20 protein-coding genes are annotated in these 19,588 nt (G+C 39.7%); 4 read left to right on the top strand and 16 right to left on the bottom strand.

Annotated features, from left to right (window positions below; all coding sequences use genetic code 11):
• Positions 1 to 2 precede the first annotated feature (2 nt).
• Positions 3 to 1,001: a hydrogenase expression/formation protein HypE gene (hypE, locus tag HG567_RS00235; RefSeq protein ID WP_202139745.1), complete on the top strand. Its 999-nt coding sequence runs from the start codon at positions 3 to 5 to the stop codon at positions 999 to 1,001.
• A 289-nt stretch (positions 1,002 to 1,290) separates the two neighbouring features.
• Here hypE and HG567_RS00230 read toward each other — a convergent pair whose 3' ends face one another.
• From HG567_RS00230 to HG567_RS00165, 14 genes are all read right to left on the bottom strand, one after another.
• Entirely contained in the window at positions 1,291 to 2,223 is a 933-nt protein-coding gene (locus HG567_RS00230; protein WP_202139744.1) for a GDP-L-fucose synthase family protein, read from the bottom strand.
• Positions 2,216 to 3,361: a GDP-mannose 4,6-dehydratase gene (gmd, locus tag HG567_RS00225; RefSeq protein ID WP_202139743.1), complete on the bottom strand. Its 1,146-nt coding sequence runs from the start codon at positions 3,359 to 3,361 to the stop codon at positions 2,216 to 2,218. Before gmd ends, HG567_RS00230 begins: the two co-directional genes overlap by 8 nt.
• Positions 3,362 to 3,416: 55 nt before the next feature.
• Positions 3,417 to 4,814: a mannose-1-phosphate guanylyltransferase/mannose-6-phosphate isomerase gene (locus HG567_RS00220; protein WP_202139742.1), complete on the bottom strand. Its 1,398-nt coding sequence runs from the start codon at positions 4,812 to 4,814 to the stop codon at positions 3,417 to 3,419.
• 69 nt (positions 4,815 to 4,883) lie between these two features.
• Positions 4,884 to 6,020: a DNA type IV secretion system protein ComB10 gene (locus tag HG567_RS00215; RefSeq protein WP_202139741.1), complete on the bottom strand. Its 1,137-nt coding sequence runs from the start codon at positions 6,018 to 6,020 to the stop codon at positions 4,884 to 4,886.
• Complete coding sequence (locus HG567_RS00210) at positions 6,013 to 6,993, bottom strand: TrbG/VirB9 family P-type conjugative transfer protein (protein ID WP_202139740.1); 981 nt, start codon at positions 6,991 to 6,993, stop codon at positions 6,013 to 6,015. The genes HG567_RS00215 and HG567_RS00210 overlap by 8 nt, the downstream gene beginning before the upstream one ends.
• Entirely contained in the window at positions 6,993 to 7,736 is a 744-nt protein-coding gene (locus HG567_RS00205; RefSeq protein WP_202139739.1) for a VirB8 family type IV secretion system protein, read from the bottom strand. The genes HG567_RS00210 and HG567_RS00205 overlap by 1 nt, the downstream gene beginning before the upstream one ends.
• Complete coding sequence (locus HG567_RS00200; RefSeq protein WP_001217868.1) at positions 7,733 to 7,846, bottom strand: hypothetical protein; 114 nt, start codon at positions 7,844 to 7,846, stop codon at positions 7,733 to 7,735. The genes HG567_RS00205 and HG567_RS00200 overlap by 4 nt, the downstream gene beginning before the upstream one ends.
• A 15-nt stretch (positions 7,847 to 7,861) precedes the next feature.
• Complete coding sequence (locus HG567_RS00195) at positions 7,862 to 8,917, bottom strand: type IV secretion system protein (protein WP_202140205.1); 1,056 nt, start codon at positions 8,915 to 8,917, stop codon at positions 7,862 to 7,864.
• Positions 8,918 to 8,924: 7 nt separating this feature from the next.
• Positions 8,925 to 9,929 (bottom strand): PDZ domain-containing protein, encoded by a 1,005-nt coding sequence (locus tag HG567_RS00190; protein ID WP_202140206.1) that lies wholly within the window; start codon positions 9,927 to 9,929, stop codon positions 8,925 to 8,927.
• Positions 9,929 to 10,231 (bottom strand): YbaB/EbfC family nucleoid-associated protein, encoded by a 303-nt coding sequence (locus HG567_RS00185; protein ID WP_000347926.1) that lies wholly within the window; start codon positions 10,229 to 10,231, stop codon positions 9,929 to 9,931. Before HG567_RS00185 ends, HG567_RS00190 begins: the two co-directional genes overlap by 1 nt.
• A gap of 2 nt (positions 10,232 to 10,233) precedes the next feature.
• Positions 10,234 to 10,587, bottom strand: a complete 354-nt coding sequence (panD, locus tag HG567_RS00180; protein ID WP_000142250.1) for an aspartate 1-decarboxylase — start codon at positions 10,585 to 10,587, stop codon at positions 10,234 to 10,236.
• Positions 10,577 to 12,802, bottom strand: coding sequence for an AAA family ATPase (locus tag HG567_RS00175; protein ID WP_202163832.1), 2,226 nt, complete (start codon positions 12,800 to 12,802; stop codon positions 10,577 to 10,579). Before HG567_RS00175 ends, panD begins: the two co-directional genes overlap by 11 nt.
• Positions 12,802 to 13,077: an ATP-dependent Clp protease adaptor ClpS gene (locus HG567_RS00170; protein WP_202140204.1), complete on the bottom strand. Its 276-nt coding sequence runs from the start codon at positions 13,075 to 13,077 to the stop codon at positions 12,802 to 12,804. Before HG567_RS00170 ends, HG567_RS00175 begins: the two co-directional genes overlap by 1 nt.
• A 35-nt stretch (positions 13,078 to 13,112) precedes the next feature.
• Positions 13,113 to 13,526 (bottom strand): universal stress protein, encoded by a 414-nt coding sequence (locus tag HG567_RS00165; RefSeq protein WP_001023008.1) that lies wholly within the window; start codon positions 13,524 to 13,526, stop codon positions 13,113 to 13,115.
• Between the two features lie 110 nt (positions 13,527 to 13,636).
• On the opposite strand from HG567_RS00165, the gene HG567_RS00160 reads away from it, so the two are divergent.
• The gene (locus tag HG567_RS00160) at positions 13,637 to 15,340 is read left to right on the top strand and encodes a hypothetical protein (protein WP_202139737.1); all 1,704 of its coding nucleotides are present in this window, start codon (positions 13,637 to 13,639) and stop codon (positions 15,338 to 15,340) included.
• Between the two features lie 3 nt (positions 15,341 to 15,343).
• The gene (bioD, locus tag HG567_RS00155) at positions 15,344 to 16,000 is read left to right on the top strand and encodes a dethiobiotin synthase (RefSeq protein ID WP_202139736.1); all 657 of its coding nucleotides are present in this window, start codon (positions 15,344 to 15,346) and stop codon (positions 15,998 to 16,000) included.
• Here the strand turns inward: bioD and HG567_RS00150 are convergent.
• Both HG567_RS00150 and icd read right to left on the bottom strand, forming a co-directional pair.
• Positions 15,977 to 16,504, bottom strand: coding sequence for a DUF1523 family protein (locus tag HG567_RS00150; protein ID WP_194148509.1), 528 nt, complete (start codon positions 16,502 to 16,504; stop codon positions 15,977 to 15,979). The genes bioD and HG567_RS00150 overlap by 24 nt on opposite strands.
• A gap of 66 nt (positions 16,505 to 16,570) precedes the next feature.
• On the bottom strand, positions 16,571 to 17,848 hold the full coding sequence (gene icd, locus HG567_RS00145) for an isocitrate dehydrogenase (NADP(+)) (protein WP_000323979.1): 1,278 nt from the start codon (positions 17,846 to 17,848) through the stop codon (positions 16,571 to 16,573).
• 201 nt (positions 17,849 to 18,049) lie between these two features.
• Between icd and HG567_RS00140 the strand changes: the two genes are divergently transcribed.
• Positions 18,050 to 19,330, top strand: coding sequence for a citrate synthase (locus HG567_RS00140; RefSeq protein ID WP_120902647.1), 1,281 nt, complete (start codon positions 18,050 to 18,052; stop codon positions 19,328 to 19,330).
• The last annotated feature ends 258 nt before the right edge of the window (positions 19,331 to 19,588 follow it).

Below are 19,588 nucleotides of genomic sequence, written 5' to 3'. Positions count from 1 at the left end.
AAATGGATAGCGTAACTCTAGCATGCGGGAACGGAGGGAAAGAAACAAACGCTTTAATTGAGCGAATCTTTATGCCCTATTTAAAAGAATTTATCGTTGCGTTTGATGAAGACGCCCCTAAATTTGAAGCTAGTGGGGAATATTGCGTGAGCACGGATAGCTTTGTCATCACGCCCTTAATTTTTAATGGAGGCGATATAGGCAAGCTTTGCGTTTGCGGGAGTGCGAATGATGTGAGCGTGCAAGGGGGCGAACCTTTGTATTTGAATATGGGTTTTATTTTAGAAGAAGGCTTAGAAATCCCTCTTTTAAAACAAATTTTACAATCCATACAAAAAGAATTGTTTAAAGCCAACCTGAAACTCCTCTCCCTAGACACTAAAGTCGTGCCAAAGGGGAGCGTGGATAAGCTTTTTATCAACACAACATGTATTGGTAAAACCATCAAGCCAGGGATTTCTTCACGCCATTTAAAACAAGGCCAAGCCATTATCATAAGCGACACTATCGCCAACCATGGGGCAAGCTTGTTTGCGATGCGTCATGAAATCAAGCTTAAAACTAATCTAGAAAGCGATTGCCAACTACTCTATCCCTTATTAAAACCCCTATTTTTAAGCGATCTCAAAATCCATGCTTTAAGAGATGCGACCAGGGGCGGATTAGCGAGCGTGCTGAACGAATGGGCGAACAGCTCCAAAGTGAAAATCGTTATAGAAGAAGAAAAAATCCCCTTAAAAGAAGAAACTAAAGGGATTTGTGAGATTTTAGGGCTAGAACCCTACGCACTAGCCAATGAGGGGGTGTTTGTTTTAGCACTCAATCAAAAAGACGCCCCTAAAGCCTTAGAAATTTTAAAAAGTAACGAAAAAGCTAAAAACGCTTGCGTGATTGGCGGAGTGTTTGAAAACCCTTATCCTAGCGTGGTTTTAAAGAACGCATGGGGTTTTGAAAGGATCTTAGAGATGCCAGAAGGCGAATTATTGCCTAGGATTTGTTAAGGCTAAGGCGCTTTTTAAAACTCCACCGCCCCTACCCTCTAAAATCACTATAATCAATCTAGAAAACTTGCAATAAAAGAGATTTAATGGCGGGTGTTACAAAAAAAAGCGGGCTTGATGATAAAAAAGCGCTTGAGAGCGAAGCGCACACCAAAACCCTTTCAATAGCTCAAAGCTTGTTTGAAGCCAAATAATCACAATATCGTAACTACCGCATAATCACAATATCGTAACTACCGCTAGCCTAATGCTTAATAGTGGAGCGTTTTTATAGCTCTATGATTTTATTTCAAACCTCTAAAAGTTTCAAATAATACTCATAAGCTTCTTTGATACCTTTCTCTAAAGGGATTTCTAATTCCCATTTTAAAGCCTTTTGTTTGGAAATATCCATAAGCTTTTGCTGCATGCCCACTGGTTTGGACAAGTCTTTCACAAACGCGCCCTTATAATCTAAAACCTGAGCGACCATTTTGTAATACTCTTCAATGCTGTAATCCACACCAGAGCCGACATTCATCACGCTAGGGATTGAAGCGATATTCTCATAAGCTAGAGAAATGAACCTGGCTAAATCTTTAGCGTTTAAATATTCTCTCCTAGCCGTGCCATCGCCCCACATCACAAACTCTTTTTCATTTTTTAATTTAGCGGTGTGCATCCTAGCAATAAGCCCGGGTATCATGTGCGCTATTTTTTCTTCAAATTTGTCAAACTCGCCATAAAGGTTGCAAGGCACTAGGGTTTTATAAAAAACGCCTTTTTCAGCGCTCACATACTCGCAATACTTCATCACAGAGAGTTTGGCTAAAGCGTAGCCTTCATTCGTTGGCTCTAAAGAGCCGTTCAATAAATCGCTTTCTTTTAAAGGGTTAGGGGCGAATTTAGGATAAGCGCAAGAGCTCGCTAGGTTAATGGCTTTTTTCACGCCCAAATCTAAAGCGCTAGAAAAGAGGTACAAGCCCATCAATAAATTCTCAACCATGTAAGTTGAAAGATCGTTCATGTTAGCGACAATGCCCCCCACTCTCCCGGCACAATGGATAATGCCTGTAGGCTTGTATTCTTTCAAATAAGCTTGAACATTGTCTTTATCCAGTAAATACAATTCGCTCTTTTTAGGGGTGAGTAGAGTAACATCAGGCTTATTTTTTTTAAAATACAACGCCGTGTTCTGCCCCACCATGCCATAGGCGCCGGTGATTAAAATAATCTCATTCATAAAAATTCCTTAAAATATAACCCCCATCTTGCAAGTAAAGGTTTTTCTGGCATTCTTTTAAATCGTATTCTAACATGTCCTTAACCAACTCTTTTAAATCGTATTCCCTAACCCAACCTAGCTCTTTTTCTGCCTTAGTGGGATCGCCTAAAAGCAAATCCACTTCAGTAGGCCTGAAATAGCGCTCGTCTATGCGCACCACGATTTGGCCTGTTTTTAAATGGCTTAAGTTTAATTTTAAAGCGTTCGCTCTTTTTTCATCAACGCTTTTAATCAAACCGATTTCTTTAATCCCTGTGTTTTGAAATTCTAAACCAATACCGATAAATTCAAAGCTCATTTTCACAAAATCGCGCACGCTTGTGGTCTTGCCTGTAGCGATCACATAATCTTGTGGAATGGGCGCTTGGAGCATTAAATGCATCATTTTCACGTAATCTTTGGCATGCCCCCAGTCTCTTTTAGCGTCTAAATTCCCTAAATACAAGCAATCTGTTAAGTTATACGCTATTGCGCTAGCGGCTCGTGTGATCTTACGAGTGACAAAAGTTTCGCCCCTTACTTTACTTTCATGGTTAAAAAGAATGCCATTAACCGCAAACAAGTTATAAGCCTCTCTGTAATTTTTAGTGATGTAAAAGGCATACATTTTAGCGACCGCGTAGGGGCTTCGTGGGTTAAAGGGGGTGTTTTCATTTTGTGGGGTTTCTAAGACTTCGCCATACAATTCGCTCGTGCTGGCTTGATAGAATCGTGTTTTATTTTCTAAGCCTAAAATCCGCATGGCCTCTAAAATCCTTAGCGTGCCAATACCATCAGCGTTAGCGGTGTATTCTGGGGTTTCAAAAGAGACTTTCACATGGCTTTGAGCGGCTAGATTATAAATTTCTGTAGGCTTAGTGGTAGCGATTAAATGGATAAGGTTAGAGCTATCGGTCATATCCCCATAGTGTAAGAAAAAACGCCTTTTATGCTCGCTGTGCAAATCTTCATACAAATGATCGATCCTAGAAGTGTTGATGCTAGAAGAGCGCCTTTTTAACCCATGCACTTCATAACCTAAATTGAGCAAGTATTCAGCCAGATAGCTCCCGTCTTGCCCGGTAACCCCGGTGATTAAAGCGATTTTTTCTTTCATTATTTTTCCTTTATTAAATTTTCTTTATTAAATTTTTTCATTAGGCGTTTTGATTTTATCTGTTAAAATCGTCATCAACCCTTACAATATCGTCTTCGCCGACATACTCGCCCACTTGAACTTCTATGATAATTAAAGGGATTTTGCCGTAATTAGCCAGGCGGTGTAGGGTGTTTTTAGGGATATAAGTGGACTCATTAGCTTGCAATTCAAACGATTGGTGATCCAACTCCACGCTCGCCATCCCGCTAATCACCACCCAGTGTTCGCTCCTGTGGAAATGCTTCTGTAAAGAAAGCCTGGCGTTTGGTTTGACTTCTAAAATCTTAACCTTGTAACAACCGCTCTCATGCAAGACTTCATAACTCCCCCAAGGGCGATAGACTTTAGTGTGCGTTTGTAATAATTCTTGGTTATTTATTTCTATCTCGCTCACTAAAGCCTTTAAATCTTTAGCCTTGTCTTTATGAGCGACTAAAAGAGCGTCTTTAGTGTCAATAACCGCTAAATTCTCAACGCCTAAAAGAGCGCTCACTTTATGAGAAAACACTAAATTATTTGCGCTTTCTTTGGCAAAAATGGGCGTTTGATTCAAGCTGACATTTTCTTTAGTGCCGTTAGCCGCTTCTTCAAAAAGAGCGTTAAAATTCCCTAAATCGCTCCACTTGGCGTTTAATCCTACCATTTTGATTTTGTGGCTTTGTTGCATTAAAGCAATATCCACGCTCACATCTTCTAAATCTTGCATGCTCTTTTCGCTCAAACGAGCGATCTTTTGTTCAAAAAAATGCGTGTTTTCTAACGATTCAAACGCTCTTTCACACCCCTTTAAAATAGTGGGGGCATGCTTTTTTAGTTCGTCTAAAAAAACGCCCGCTTGGAAAACAAACATGCCGCTATTGAAATAAAAACCCCCGCTTTTTTGAAACTCTATCGCTTTTTCTAGGCTTGGCTTTTCAATGAATCGCTTCACATCTAAACCATTAGGGCTTTCAATATACCCAAACTCCGTGTTGGGCTTGTCAATACTCACCCCAAAAGTGACTAAAAAGCCTTTTTGGGCTAAATTAATCGCTTTTTTTATCGCATTTTCATACGCTTGAAGGTCTTTAATCAGATGATCGCTTGGCGTAACGATGAGCAAATCTTCTTTATCGCTCATTAAAACGCTCAAAGCAATGGCGTTAGCGGTGTTTTTACTCAAGCTCTCTAATAAAAAACCCACGCTTTTGTTTTTGATTTCATTCTCTATTTCTTCTAGGGCTAAAAAATAATGTTTTTCATTGCACACAATGAGCGTTTCATCTACTAAGGAAGCGTTTCTTTTAAAACTCAACTCAAACAAGCTTTTATGGTTAAAAAGCTTTAAAAATTGCTTAGGGTATAGGCTACGGCTTAAAGGCCATAAGCGCTTGCCGCTCCCCCCACTCAGTAAGATATTTTTAATTTTCATGCATTTTCTTGTTAGGCTCTCTTTTGTTTTTTGGGGTTATTATAGCATTTTTAATTGGGCATTTTTAAGTCACTTCAAAAACTCAGCGATGACTTCATTCTCTCTGGGTATAGGGAAAAAGATGTCAGTATTGGGCGAAATGAAAACCCTACTCCCCTCTCTAATCACCACAATAGGAGCGATTTTGCTCTTGTCTCTTAAAATTTGATTGACCACTTGATTGATCCCCATACCGCTTTGCCTCATCAATTGCATTAAAAGATAATCCCCAAAGAAATTGGTGGCTCCTTCTTTATTGCCTCTGTTGTTTAAAGCCGAAGTGATCCCAATCAATAGGCCGTTAGTGAGCGTAGAAAGCAGTAACGGCACGCCATAGCGCTGGAAATTCCTTTCAATCAATTCCCCCACCAAGCCGTTATAGCCTTTAATATCCGCCCCTTTAGCGTTAGTGAGCATGATATTAATGCCATGGGGAGTGATGATGCGGCTCCATACAATATCCAAGCGGTATTCGCCCATTTTGTTGTTGTTGCTGTAATAGCCTATGACCTTAGAGCCTTTGGGGATTAAAACAGCTTTGCCCATGTGAGCGAAAATATCGCTCTCCACTTGCGCAATCACTTTACCAGCGATCTGGCTAGAAATGGGCGTGATCAAAAAGGCGGGTATCATTTTATCCGCTGTAATGGTGCGTAAAAGCTTGTTTTCATTGGTGGCAATGTCTTTTTCTTTAAGGTTAGTGAAACCATCAATGCCCTTAGGGTTATCCATGGGGAAAATCAGGTTTTCTTCGTAATTTTTAGGGCTTTGTTTGAAAGGGGTGATGCGAGCGGCTAATAAATCTAATTGCTTTAAAGAAAAATCTTTTTTAGGGGGGGTTGTGTTTGTTTTTAAATCCATGGGAGGGCTAGTAAAAGTCTCTTCTTTAGAATAATTCATTTCTTTGGAGTTTAGGGCTTTTAAAGCGGCTTTGAGCTGTTCTTGTAAGGCTTTGATGGTAGCGTCTTTGGAGCTTTCTGTGTTAGTTGGCTGTGGGTTTTGAGTGAAGGTGTAGTCTTGTAAGGGGTATTTCACCTCATCGTCATTCAAAAGGCTAGGTTGGTTATTTAAGGGGGCTTTTGGCTTTTGATGATAGACTAAAGAAATGGTTGTAATCGTTGCAAAACCCCCTGCAACAATCAACGCTCCCTTAAGCCACTTATTCATCTTTAGCCCTTTTGATAAAACGGATGCACAGATAGTCCTTACCCAGCCTTAAAGTCCATTTAGCCGAAACATCTTCAGCGATAATGTAATCGCCTACAATCCTAGTATTCACCGGGTTATCATAGCCATCAACGACTTTATAAATCACCGGGAATTTAGAGAGCGCTAATTTTTTGTCAAATTTGAAATAAGTGAATTGCTTGTCGTTAAAAATTTCTTCAGGCATCAAAGAGAGTTTGGATTTTTTAGAACAAGCCCATAAACAATACCATTTCCTTTGAGAGCTTTTTAAAGCCTTATAGCCTTTTTGAATGTCTTTTTTAACGATTTTCATCGCATTAGTGTTATCGCCAATAGTTATAGTCTCTTCTTCTTTTTCTTTGGTTTCTTCTTTTTCTTCTTTTAAGGGTTTGTTGTTTGTGGGGGCATTTTCAAGGGTATTTTCAAGGACATTTTCTTTATTTTGCGGCTTCAAAAAAGCGTTAGAATAATAGTTTTTATCTTCTATAAAAACCTGTAAATTAGGGTGTTTGGAGCTGGTGAAAGTGGTAGAAAACACATAGAAAGAAAAAATCTTACCTTCGCTATCAATCACGCTGATATTGGAATCCACGCCAATTTGTAAGGGTTTGATGAGTAAAATACGATCGTTACTTTCTAAGATTTTCGCGTCAAATCCCACCTTATCCCCTAAAACAAAATCGCTAATGGGTTTTGAAAAAAACAATAAAGTCGCCATCGCATAACGCAAGCGGATTTTATAAGTTTGCCCTTGAAAATAATCAATGTTCAAAGTGTTGGACATTTTGGAGCGGTTTTTGTCAAAAAAGCTCCCTTGAATGGCGTTTAAATCCTGCATGGGGTGGTTTAAATGCGCCGGGGCTGTTTCGTTAGCTTCTTCTAAAAAATCATCGGCTCTTAAAACGCTAAAAGCCAACAAAAAGCCCATGAGGGCATATAAAACCTTACGCATCAATCATTCCTATTAGTCGGCGCGATTTCAGTGATGCTGTAGCGAGTGATTTTAAAGCCGGTAGGGTTTTTAGGCATGGAAGCGTAATCAAAATCCGGGGTGTCAAACAAATAACTCAATACGATTTTATAACGCTTTTCATACACGAGCTTGTTTTCATTCATTAGTTTAGCGGCAATGGAAACGCTCGCAATGGGGTTATTGTCTTGCTGATAGATCGCAATATTGACGATATGGACTTCTCTTTCTAAATGGCTTTGCGCATAGATGCTGTTTTGCGTTTTAATCAAATCTTCAAAGCGTTGCCACACTTTAGAACTGCTTTGCAAGCGCACCAATTCATAGCGCGATTTATCGTCAATGCGGTTAATGCTCTCTCGGTTTAACACATACGCCCCAATGAGCGAACGAGCCAACGCTTCATTACTGGAAATGCTTTTATCCGCTCTTTGGATAATGGCGTAATGCTTGTCCTGGTTTAAAAAATCCACGAAATGGTGTTCGGTTTTTTGTAAGGGTAGAACACTGATTAAAACGATCGCTAAGATAAGAGCGATAAAACTCATCAAGCCTAAGAGTTTATAAGCGATTTTCAAGCGGTTTCTCTCCAGTCTGAACACGCTTTGCATGTCCAAATCATTCACCGAAAAACCAGAAAGCTTGTTTTCTAAATGCTTTTCTTGGTGGCTTAAAAGCTCTTCTAAAAAAGCCAACTGCTCGCTATTGAAAGGCTTTTCTTTCATGCGAGATTTAACCTGTTTTCATACAATGTGCAAGGGCTTTTTTTCATCTCATGCACCTTACTGGTGCAACCAAACAACATGATTCCCATAATGACAAAAAAAATTCTCATTAAATTCCTATTTATTTAAATTTCATTTTTTGTATTTATTGTATCCTTTTTAACCTTTTTTTGCTTGAAATTTGGGATTTTTACATCTAATTGAGTGGTTTCTACCTTGAATGTGGGGGAATGCGTTTCTTTTTCTTTAGAGACGCTTCCGCTCATAGAAGAAGAAACGCTAGAAGAAGCGGGTGGGGTCGTGATATATTGTAAGGAATTAAGGGCGTTTTGGCTGAGGTTAGCGCTCAAATTGGTGGCGAGTTTGTAAGTTTCTTTAAGGCTGTTTTGCACCCTAAACAAAGCGTTGATGAAAAAAGGCACGCCTATGATAAAAACGCAACACAAAAATAACGCTACCACCAATAAAAGGCTTAAGTCTTGTTTTTCTTGCATATGCGCGTCTATTAAAGCCTTAGTAACCGACACATTCAAAAACCCCACCAACAACAAAAAAGGCTTGTAAAACCCAAGAGCGAAGCATTTTTTTAGGCATGCAACCACAACGCTCCTCCAGGTTTTAAAAAACCCAAACGCTAAAAACAGCACCCCCAAAGAGCACCACACATGCACTTCTAAATACACTAAAATGATGATCGCAAACAGCACACTCAAAAAAAGCCCTTGCAAAATGCTTAAAAAAAGCCACACAGACATTTCATTATGGCTCAAATCGCTGATAAAACTAAGGGCATAAAAACCATGATTAAAGATAAAATCTAAAGAAAGCGCGTGGTTAGAAAAGTTACTCAAGCTTTGAGAAAGGCTTTGCGTGATCATGTTAGGCGCAATAAAAATAGCGTTTTGAAACAATTCATAAAAGCGCGAAGGGTTTTTCAAAGCGTAGTTAAACAGCGCAAAAAACCCCACAAATAATAACGTCTCTAAAAGCGCGCTAGTGCTGAAAAAATTCTGTTCTTTCAAGCTCCTATAAGCAAAGAGCATGAACGCCAAAGCGACCACGCTATTAAACACCAATTGCGCATGCAAAGTGTAGAGGAAAAATTCAGCGAAACGCCCTAAAATCGCCGTGAGAGGCGTGATAAACCAAGAAAGAATAATCTCATAAGCGTCATTTTTCATCAATACTTCAACGGACTTTAATGTAAAATTCAAAGCCTTTACGCCAAACTAATAATTCAATTTTAGGCGCGCTTAACGCTTCTCTTAAAGCCTTCGGGTTGAACGAAACGCTTTTATGATTCACCCATAAAATCCTATCCCCAAGCTTTAAAAAATCTAGGCCTTTGGGCAAATGAGTGCCTATTTTAGTGATGATAAAACGCCTATCTAAAGCGATGCCATAGCGCTCTAAAAAAGTGTCTTTGAGTAAAAACCCCCCATAACGCTTATTGACTTTGAGCGTTACTTCTTTGATTTTATGGTTTCGTTTGATTCTCACTTTGGCAAGGCTTTGGTATTTAAGATTGCTCACCACCCATTCAAACTCCGCTAACGAATAGATCTTGTAATCATTGATCGCTAGGATTTCATCGTTTTTTAAAAAAGGGTTTTTAGGGAAAAAGGGATCAAATTGCGCTACCACTAAACGCTTATGATGTTCTTCTAAACGCACCCCAATATCCCCATAATAAGGCTCTTTTTGGTTTAAAAAGCGTTTGATGAATTTCGTTTCTATAAAGCCATTCCCCCCTACCCCTAGCCCTAACATTTGATAGCAAATATTGCTGATAACGCCATTTTTTTGAATCTCTTGTGAAATTTGAGCGTAGCGTTCATAGCCTTTTTGCTTGAAAAGCAACCGCGCTTCTAGGGCTTGATTCTCCCCTATACTAGCCATTGGTCTTATCAGGGCGTCTTTGTCTAAATCCCTTAAGGTATAAAAATACTCGCTTGGCGCGCTTTGCAACAAATACAACCCTACAAAAGGATCGGATTTGATGACTCTGGCATGTTTAGGGTAGGTTTTGGAATAATATAAATATACGCCCTTAGGCAATTCCTTTAAAGCCACGCCCCCTTTTTGAAGGCTCGCTTTTTTAAAAAACGCCTGACAATGCTTGAAATCATAAGCCCCTAAGCCATTTAAAAAAAACCATGGAACGATAAAGGTAATAAAGGCTTTGTGAAGCATCACAATTTAGCAAAATTCCCTAACATGTTAAAGGCTAAATTTTTTCGGTTTTCTTCTACGGCTTTATACCCGTCATTCAAAGCGCTCATCAAATAGATTTGCATCGCTTCTTTATCTTCTAACAGGCTGTCATCAATTTGCAAATCCACCAACTCCCCCAACCCATTAAAACTCACGCTCACCATTCCCCCACCGCTTTTGGAAGTGTGGATCGTGTCTTTATTCTTTTCTTCTAGTTGGGAAAACTCTTTTTTCATGCCGTCTAACAACCCGCTTAACCCGCCCAATTGACTAAAATCCATCTCTAACCCTTTTCTAAAATTTCGTTTTTTTCATCCACTAGCACGATGCTCGGCTTGTGTGCGTTGATTTCATCTTCATTCATGCTCGCATAAGCTAAAATGATCACCACATCGCCTATGGCCACCTTTCTGGCTGCTGCGCCATTGACGCAAATTTCGCCCCTTTTTTTCCCTAAAATCACATAGGTGCTGAAGCGTTCGCCGTTATTGACATCCACGATTTCCACTTTCATGCCCTCTCTGAGCTTAGCCAGCTTGGCCAAATCCTCATCTATGGTGATCGAGCCTATGTAATTGAGATTAGCGTCTGTGATAGTAGCCCTATGGATTTTACTATAAAGCATTTCAAAAGTCATTTTCTTTCACCTTTTGCGCGCGCTTGATTTCTTTTAAAACCAATTGGTTTTTTTCCAGCAAGCAAGCGATCTTACAAGGTTTTTTAAACGATTGCAAGAGCAGTAGATCGCTTAATGGGGTTTTGATCTCATTGTGAATGATTTTTTTAATTTCCCTCGCTCCTAAAGTCGTTTGGTAGCTTTTTTGTGCGATGCATTTCAAAACTTCTTTATGGAATTTTAAGGCTATATCTTGCTCTAGCGCTAGGGCTTTTAATTTGTCTAATTCCACAGAAACAATGCGTTCAAAATCCTCCAAACTGAGTGCGTTAAACGGCACGATCGCATCAATCCTAGAGCGTAATTCAGGAGTCAAAAGCTCTTTAACGGCTTTATCATACTTGGTGTTTTTAGCGCTAAAAAACCCTAGCGTGTCCTTATCCTTACTCCCCACATTTGAAGTCATAATCAAAATCACATGCTTAAAACTCGCCTGATTGCCTAAATTATCGCTCAAAGTGGCGTTATCCATCACTTGCAACAACAAATCATACACATTAGAATGGGCTTTTTCTATTTCATCTAAAAGCAGCAAACAATGCGGGTGTTTTTTAATCGCATTCACCAACAGCCCCCCTTGCTCAAACCCCACATAACCGCTAGGACTCCCGATGAGTTTTGCCACGCTATGGGCCTCTTTATATTCGCTCATGTCAAAGCGTTCAAAATGCAAATTCAAATTCAAGGCCAATTCTTTAGCCAACTCCGTTTTCCCCACCCCACTAGGCCCCACGAATAAAAAGCTCCCCACAGGCTTATTTTTAGAAGAAAGCCCGCAATACTGGATTTTAATCGCATTGCTAACAAGACTGATCGCTTCGGTTTGGGCAAAAATCTTATTTTTAAGCGATTTTTCTAAATTCCTTAAAAGGGCTTTTTTATCGCTGCTCAAACGCATTTTAGGGATTTTAAGCTTTATGGCGAGCGCTTCTTTCACATCATCAACGCCGATTTTTTTGCCCTTTTTAGGGCTGATTTTTTTCCTCGATCCCACCTCATCTAGCAATTCAATCGCTTTATCCGGCAAGAATTTATCATGCATGTAATCACTCGTTAAATCCACGCATGCCTTAAACACGCTCTCATCATAACGCACCTGGTGGTGTTCTTCATAAAGGGGAGCGATCTTTTTTAAGATCAAATAACACGCCTCTTTAGAAGGCTCTTCAACTTTTATGACTGAAAAACGCCTGTTGAAAGCCTTGTCTTTTTCAAACACGCTGCGGTATTCTTCAAAAGTGGTCGCTCCTAAACATTTCAAGCCCCCATCCGTTAAAACCGGTTTTAATATATTCGCCGCATCCAAGCTCCCAGCGTTACTGCTCCCTGCGCCTAAAAGGGTGTGGATTTCATCAATGAATAAAATGATACGGCCGTTTTGTTGGATCTCTTTGAGCGTTTTTTTCAAGCGTTTTTCAAAATCCCCTCTGTATTTTGCCCCAGCCACCATTAAAGCTAAATCCAAAGAATAGACTTCATATTCTTGCAAAAACTCCGGCACTTCTTTTTGAGCGATTTTTAAAGCCAAAGCTTCAGCGATGGAGGTTTTCCCTACGCCCGCTTCGCCAATTAAAAGCGGGTTATTCTTTTTTCTGCGCCCTAAAATTTCTATCACTCTTAAAATCTCTTCTTCTCTGCCAATGACTGGATCTAAAGCGTTGTCTTGGGCTAAAGCGCTCAAATTTTTAGCGTATTTTTTTAGGGGAGTGTTTTTGGGCGCTTCTTCATTATCATTAATGTCATTAGGAATACCATGGTTATCCAAATCCAATAAAGCAGGATTAGAATACAAACGAGCGATGCCAAAACTATCCATGAGTTTTGAAGCGTAACAATCGGGGTGATCCAGCATTAAAATAAGCAATTCTTCCACGCCCACGCTCTCAAAACAGCTCGCATACATTCTTTTAAGCATTCTTAATAGCACAAAACTCCTAGCAGGCATTTTGGCTGGATCGCTCTTTAAAGGCACATATTGCAACAAATAGTCTTTAAGGATTTGTTTTAATTTATCATAGTCATCTCTTTCTAAAGCGCCAATAATCTTTTCCCCGCTCTCATGTTCTAAAATGACTAGTAGCACATGCTCTGTGGTGCAAAGGGCGTGGTTAAGATCTAGGGCTAAATTTAAAGCTTGGTTTAGAACTTCATTGAGATCTTGATTGAATTTAGCCATTATTTCATCTCTTCTACCAATAATTTTAAGGGGAATTCTAACGCTCTGGCCTTATCCCTAACCCATGCTGCCCTATGCCTGGCAATATCATAAGGATAGACGCCACAAACCCCACAGCCATCACGATGGATGCTTGATGTGAGGGCTTTGGCCTCTTCTAAAGACTTGTCAAAAAAATCCCTCAAAGCAGAGATGACAAATTCCGCTGTCGTAATGGGGTCATCAACCATGATCACTTGCGCCATGGTGGGGGTGGGTATGTTATACATTTTCATGCCGCTTATCCATGCTTTCATGTTGCTTATTCATGCTATTTGGCGATCACAACAGGGATACTGGATTGTTCAACAAGGCTATTTTGGTGCGAAATGAACAAACGATACAACAAATTAGATTCGCTCGCCCCAATCAATAACAAATCATAATCCTTAGCCATTTCTAAAACCACATCAATCAAATCACCGCTTTTTAAAACGCTCTCGCACTCTATATTTTCTTTTTTGAAAGCGTCTTCAAATTGCTTTAACAAAGCCTTAGCTTTTTCTTCTTCTAAGGCTTCTGTTTGGCCGTAATCCATCATCCCGCTTTCGCTATAAATAAACACTTCCATGCTCACATGCAATAGAGTGAAACGGACCTCTTTAAGCGAATGGGCTAATTTGACAGCGAATTTAATAGCGTTATAACATTCTTGCGTGTCGCTAATCCCAAATAAAATATTCATAAGAACCAACCTTAAATGAAGTTTTGATATTATACCAAATAAACCCTAATGACCCGCTGAAAGCTCAAAGATAAAGCGCTACAATCTCGCTTAAAGAAAAGGACACGATAATGCTATTGAATTACGACTTTTTAGAATTTGTTGATGAGCCACAAAGAAACACTTCTACTTCTTTGACATCGGCTATTGATAAGGCGTTAGCGGACAAGAAATTAGCTAGACAAAATAAACCTAGAGTAAAGATAAAAGAAGGACTATCTTTAAGAGCGACACTAGATGCCTTTGGTGAGGAACTCTCACGACTTAAAAACGCAAAAGATACGACTATTAAAGGCTCTACAATTGAGAGCGCTAATCTTAACAGCATTGTCAATAAAATCAAAAGCGGACTACCTTTTGGGACTATCTCGGCGTTTAGACCTTTTAAAGACGCTTTTATTAAAGACTTCACTGAAAAGGAACGAGAATTATTGATAGAAGCGTATAAGAGCGGTTATAATAGAGCTGACGCCAAAAAAATGGCTAAATATTGGCAAGACAAATACGCTGAAGTAGATTGGCACAAACCTATAAAAGCTAAAGACTTCTTTAAAGGGAACACTAACATTTATAGAACACTTCGCAATATATTTGGACAGAAATTTATGGACAGATACACTGCCCTTAATAGCAAAGCCACAATGAAAGACTTTATGTCTAGCGATAAATTTGTCAAAAAATACCGCTTCACCTATAAAGACAATATGGAAAGGACAAGACATCTAAAAGCGTATTTAGATAGTTGGGGAGACTTTGTAGGATATATTCAAGTGATTGGGTATTGGAAAGATAATCTCGAGGACACTCTTTTACCAGACAGAGAAGTTAGCTTCTTTGTGTTTCAAAACGAACCTAGTAGTGCGTTTGATTTGAAAAATCATCTATTATTGTTGGCACGACTTTTTAATCAAATGGCGATTTGTTATTGTGAAAACGCCAAGACTGGCAAAGTGGATTTACTATTAGCGACACAAAAGGATTTTGGTAAAGTGGATTGGACTTTTACAGGCATTACATTCTCCACTTCTATAACCCAATCTATCACACGCTTACACAATAGCGTTTATACATTCTTTAAAAAAGAGGGCAAGGACAATTATGGTGTATTCTTTGATGAGTTAGGTAAGACACAAATTAAGGCGATGAGTATCCCAAAGAATGCTGATGGTTTTTACAGACAACTTGAGAATGGGGTTAAAAGCTTTATTAAAGCAAGGCAATATCATGGCAGTCCTAGAACTTTTGATGCTGATGACATAGAGAAATACGAACTACAAGCTATTAAAGAGCGAGAAAACAGAAAGAAAGTGTTGAATGCTAGTTTTAGACAAAGCTATGAAAATGCGCTTAAAGTTAATAATCTTTTTAAAGCTATGCGACAAGGCAAAAAAGTGAGTAGGACATTGATTGCTAACACCATAGACACCGATGCAGGTTATTGCTTTATTTCACCGACAGATTTAGCGACACAACTTAACAATATCAGCCCTAGACTATCTAAAAGTATTGTAACCGCTATAGAGCAAGCAGAGGGAGTAAGACTAACTTATGCGTTAATTGACAGGGTTACATATAATTCGCTCCACAATATCTTAAGTTTCATTTTTGATATTGATAACCCTATGAGCGACCAAGCGTTTGAGAGACTAGTCATTGAAGTCCCACGAGAAGCACTTAAAAATGTGAAGTTACCACAAATCAAAAATGTATTGACTTCTCAAATCTTTGATGGGGCTTATCAGTTTAGAGGTAATGACTATAGTTTTAAAGGTTAAACCATGCTCTTTATCAGCGCGACTAACACCAATGCCGGAAAAACCACATGCACTAGGCTCTTAGCAAAATATTGCAACGCTTGTGGCGTTAAAACGATCTTGTTAAAACCCATTGAAACGGGCGTTAATGACGCCATTAACCACTCTAGCGATGCGCATTTGTTCTTGCAAGATAACCGCCTTTTAGATCGCTCTTTAACCTTAAAAGACATTTCATTCTATCGTTACGCTAAAGCTTCAGCTCCTCTCATCGCCCAACAAGAAGAAGATCCAAACGCCCCCATTGATATAGATCATTTAATCCAACGCCTTCACAATTTCACCAAAACTTACGATTTAGTCATTGTTGAAGGGGCTGGGGGGCTATGCGTGCCTATCACTTTAGAAGAAAACATGCTGGATTTGGCCCTAAAATTAAAAGCTAAAATGCTTTTGATTAGCCATGATAATTTGGGATTGATTAATGATTGTTTGCTGAATGATTTTTTATTGAAATCCCACCAACTAGACTATAAAATCGCTATCAATTTGAGGGAAAATAACACCGCTTTTCACAGCGTCAGTTTGCCCTATATTGAGCTTTTTAATACACGCTCCAATAACCCCATTGTGATTTTCCAACAAAGCCTGAAAGAATTAATGAGCTTTGCTCTTAAATAAAGTGCAAACAGAACGTGCGCTGATAAAAAAGCCCCCTAACAGCAAAGCGTATAAAATCCAGCTAAAAATGGGTTTTGAAATGTCAGCACTCTCTTTTAAGGGCTTTAAAAAAATCACATTAGGGAACATGTTAAACAAATTGATCCGCCAGCCATAGTATTGCACTTCCACTTGCTGATTGACTAAACTTTGAGCGAGAGCTGAAATATCAGCCGAATTAAACTTAAAATAAAAAGGGAAGCCAAAGCGCGTGTCTTCGTTACGATAAACGGTTACGCTTTTTTGATCTTTAGGGTCGTAAGTTTGCACAAAATAGACATCTCTAGCAAGGGTTTTTACTTCCTTATTATTGGGCGTGTTTTCATTTTCATTCATTCTTTTGACCTCCACCCCGCTAATGACAGCCACACTATAATGGGGCATGCAATAGCTCACCAAAAGCATGAGTGCTAAAAAGATCGCCGTTAAAATGAACAAAACCACATTACGCACAAATTTTATCAACTTCATTCCTTATGATAGTATTAGCCTTTTTTCGCATTCAAACACCAGAGCTTAAAAAACGCTCTTTCACATGTTTTCAATCATCACGCTAGCGAATTCAGAGCATTTGACTTCTTTAGCCCCATCCATCAAGCGAGCGAAATCATAAGTGACTTTCTTGCTTTTAATCGCTTTTTCCATCGCAGAGACGATCAAATCAGCCGCTTCCACCCAGCCCATATGCCTTAACATCATTTCCGCACTCAAAATAATAGACCCCGGATTGACTTTATCCAGCCCAGCGTATTTAGGAGCGGTGCCATGGGTGGCTTCAAACATGCCCACTGTGTCATTGAGATTAGCCCCAGGAGCGATACCAATGCCCCCCACCATCGCCGCTAACGCATCAGAGATATAATCCCCATTCAAATTCATGGTCGCAATGACGCTGTATTCGCTAGGGCGCAATAAGATTTGTTGCAAAAACGCGTCAGCAATCATGTCTTTAATGATGATTTCTTTACCGGTTTTAGGGTTTTTCAAAGAACACCATGGGCCTTTATCAATGACTTGAGCGTTAAATTCTTTTTGAGCGAGCGCATAGCCCCACTTCATGAACGCCCCTTCGGTGTATTTCATGATATTGCCCTTATGCACAAAAGTTACGCTTGGCTTGTCGTTATCAATAGCGTATTCAATCGCTTTCCTAACTAGCCTCTCTGTGCCTTCTTTACTAATGGGTTTTACCCCTATGCCGCTGCTTTCAGGGAAGCGGATTTTTTTAACCTTTAGTTCATTTTGTAAAAAATGGATGAGTTTTTTCGCTTCCGTGCTACCTTCTTGCCATTCAATGCCCGCATAAATGTCTTCAGAATTTTCTCTAAAAATCACCATATCCACTTTTTGTGGTTCTTTCACCGGGCTAGGACTCCCATACCACCGAACCGGTCTCAAGCACACATACAAGTCCATTTTTTGGCGTAACGCCACATTCAAAGATCTAAACCCCTCACCAATAGGCGTGGTCAAAGGCCCTTTAATAGAAACTTTATAATGGTTAATCGCTTCAATAGTGTCCGGTAAGAGCCATTGCTCTTCAGGGCTTAATTCCTTATGATCTTTGAATTTTTGATAGCATTTTTCGCCCACAAACACTTCATACCATGCGATTTTTTTCTCGCCTTTATACGCTTTTTGAACCGCGCTATCCACCACTTTAATCATCGCCGGGGTAATATCTGATCCAATGCCATCGCCCTCAATGAAAGGGATAATGGGGTGGTTTGGCACATGCAATTTGTTGTCTTTAATCGTAATTTCTTCGCCCTCTTTAGGCTTTTGTAAAATTTTAGGGTTGTAAGCCATCTCTCGTCCTTTTTCTAAAGTTTGAGTAACTATACTAGCGCAAAAATACTATATAACCCTTAAAAATCTTTTTTTGAATGCGTGTTTAAAAGTAGCGGTTGGAAATAACTTGAAAAAACGAAAATGTTTTTAAAAAGAAATCATTTAATTTTTTGGCTTATAATTAGGAGTTGGATACTATCAAAACTTAAGGGAATCACAATGTCTGTTACTTTAATCAATAATGAAAATAATGAACGCTATGAATTTGAAACGATTGAATGCACTCGTGGGCCTAAAGCGGTGGATTTTTCCAAGCTTTTTGAAACGACCGGGTTTTTTTCTTACGATCCAGGGTATTCTTCTACTGCTGGGTGCCAATCTAAGATCAGCTATATCAATGGCAAAAAAGGCGAATTGTATTACAGAGGGCATAGAATAGAAGATTTAGTCGCCAAATACAAATATGTAGATGTGTGCAAATTGCTTCTCACAGGGGAATTGCCCAAAAATCAAGAAGAAAGCTTGGAGTTTGAATTAGAATTGCGCCACAGAAGCTTTGTGCATGAGAGCTTACTCAACATGTTTTCAGCTTTCCCTAGTAACGCCCACCCTATGGCGAAACTCTCTAGCGGCGTGTCTATTTTATCCACCCTTTATTCCACGCACCAAAACATGCACACTGAAGAAGATTACCAGACTATGGCTAGAAGGATTGTCGCTAAAATCCCCACGCTTGCGGCTATTTGCTATCGTAATGAAGTGGGAGCGCCCATTATTTATCCGGATATCGCGCGCTCTTATGTGGAAAATATCCTTTTCATGTTGAGAGGGTATCCTTATAGCCGCTTAAAACACACCACTCAAGGCGAAATGGAAATCACGCCCCTAGAAGTGGAAGCCTTTGATAAAATCCTAACCTTACACGCTGACCATGGGCAAAACGCCTCTTCTACCACGGTAAGGAATGTCGCTAGCACCGGCGTGCATCCTTATGCCGCTATTAGCGCGGGCATTAGCGCTTTATGGGGGCATTTGCATGGCGGAGCGAATGAAAAAGTGCTTTTGCAATTAGAAGAAATCGGCGATGTGAAAAATGTGGATAAATATATTGCGCGCGTGAAAGACAAAAACGATAGTTTCAAACTCATGGGCTTTGGGCATAGGGTGTATAAAAGCTACGATCCGCGTGCAAAAATCTTAAAAGGCCTGAAAGACGAACTGCACCAAAAAGGCGTTAAGATGGACGAGAGGTTGAGCGAAATCGCTGCGAAAGTGGAAGAAATCGCGCTAAAAGACGAGTATTTCATTGAAAGGAATCTCTACCCTAATGTGGATTTCTACTCCGGCACGATTTTAAGGGCTTTAAAAATCCCGGTGCGTTTTTTCACGCCGGTGTTTGTCATTGGCAGAACCGTAGGCTGGTGCGCTCAACTATTAGAGCATGTCAAAAGCCCGCAAGCTAGAATCACGCGTCCAAGACAAGTCTATGTAGGGGATTAAATTAATGTTAGGCTAGGCTCTGTTTTAACAGAGCGTTGATGATAGTTTTAAAAACGCTCAAAGCCTTTTTAAATTTAAGACTCCTTAGCAGAAATCCCAATCATCTTTAGCGTTTGGGTGCTTCACAAGAGTGAGGATCTCGCACCAAGCTTTTTGAATAATCGCATGCAAACGCCCCAAAACTCAAGGATAACTCCGCTTTTTTAAAGAAACCCTTGAGTTTTTGAGGTTTAGGGAACGCTCTTAGAAATTAGCGTT

The sequence above is a fragment of the Helicobacter pylori genome (genome assembly GCF_016755635.1).
In the GTDB taxonomy this organism is placed as follows: Bacteria; Campylobacterota; Campylobacteria; order Campylobacterales; family Helicobacteraceae; genus Helicobacter; species Helicobacter pylori_CQ.
Note: the sequence above shows the minus strand (reverse complement) of the source record. Positions and strands in the feature narration are given on the sequence as shown.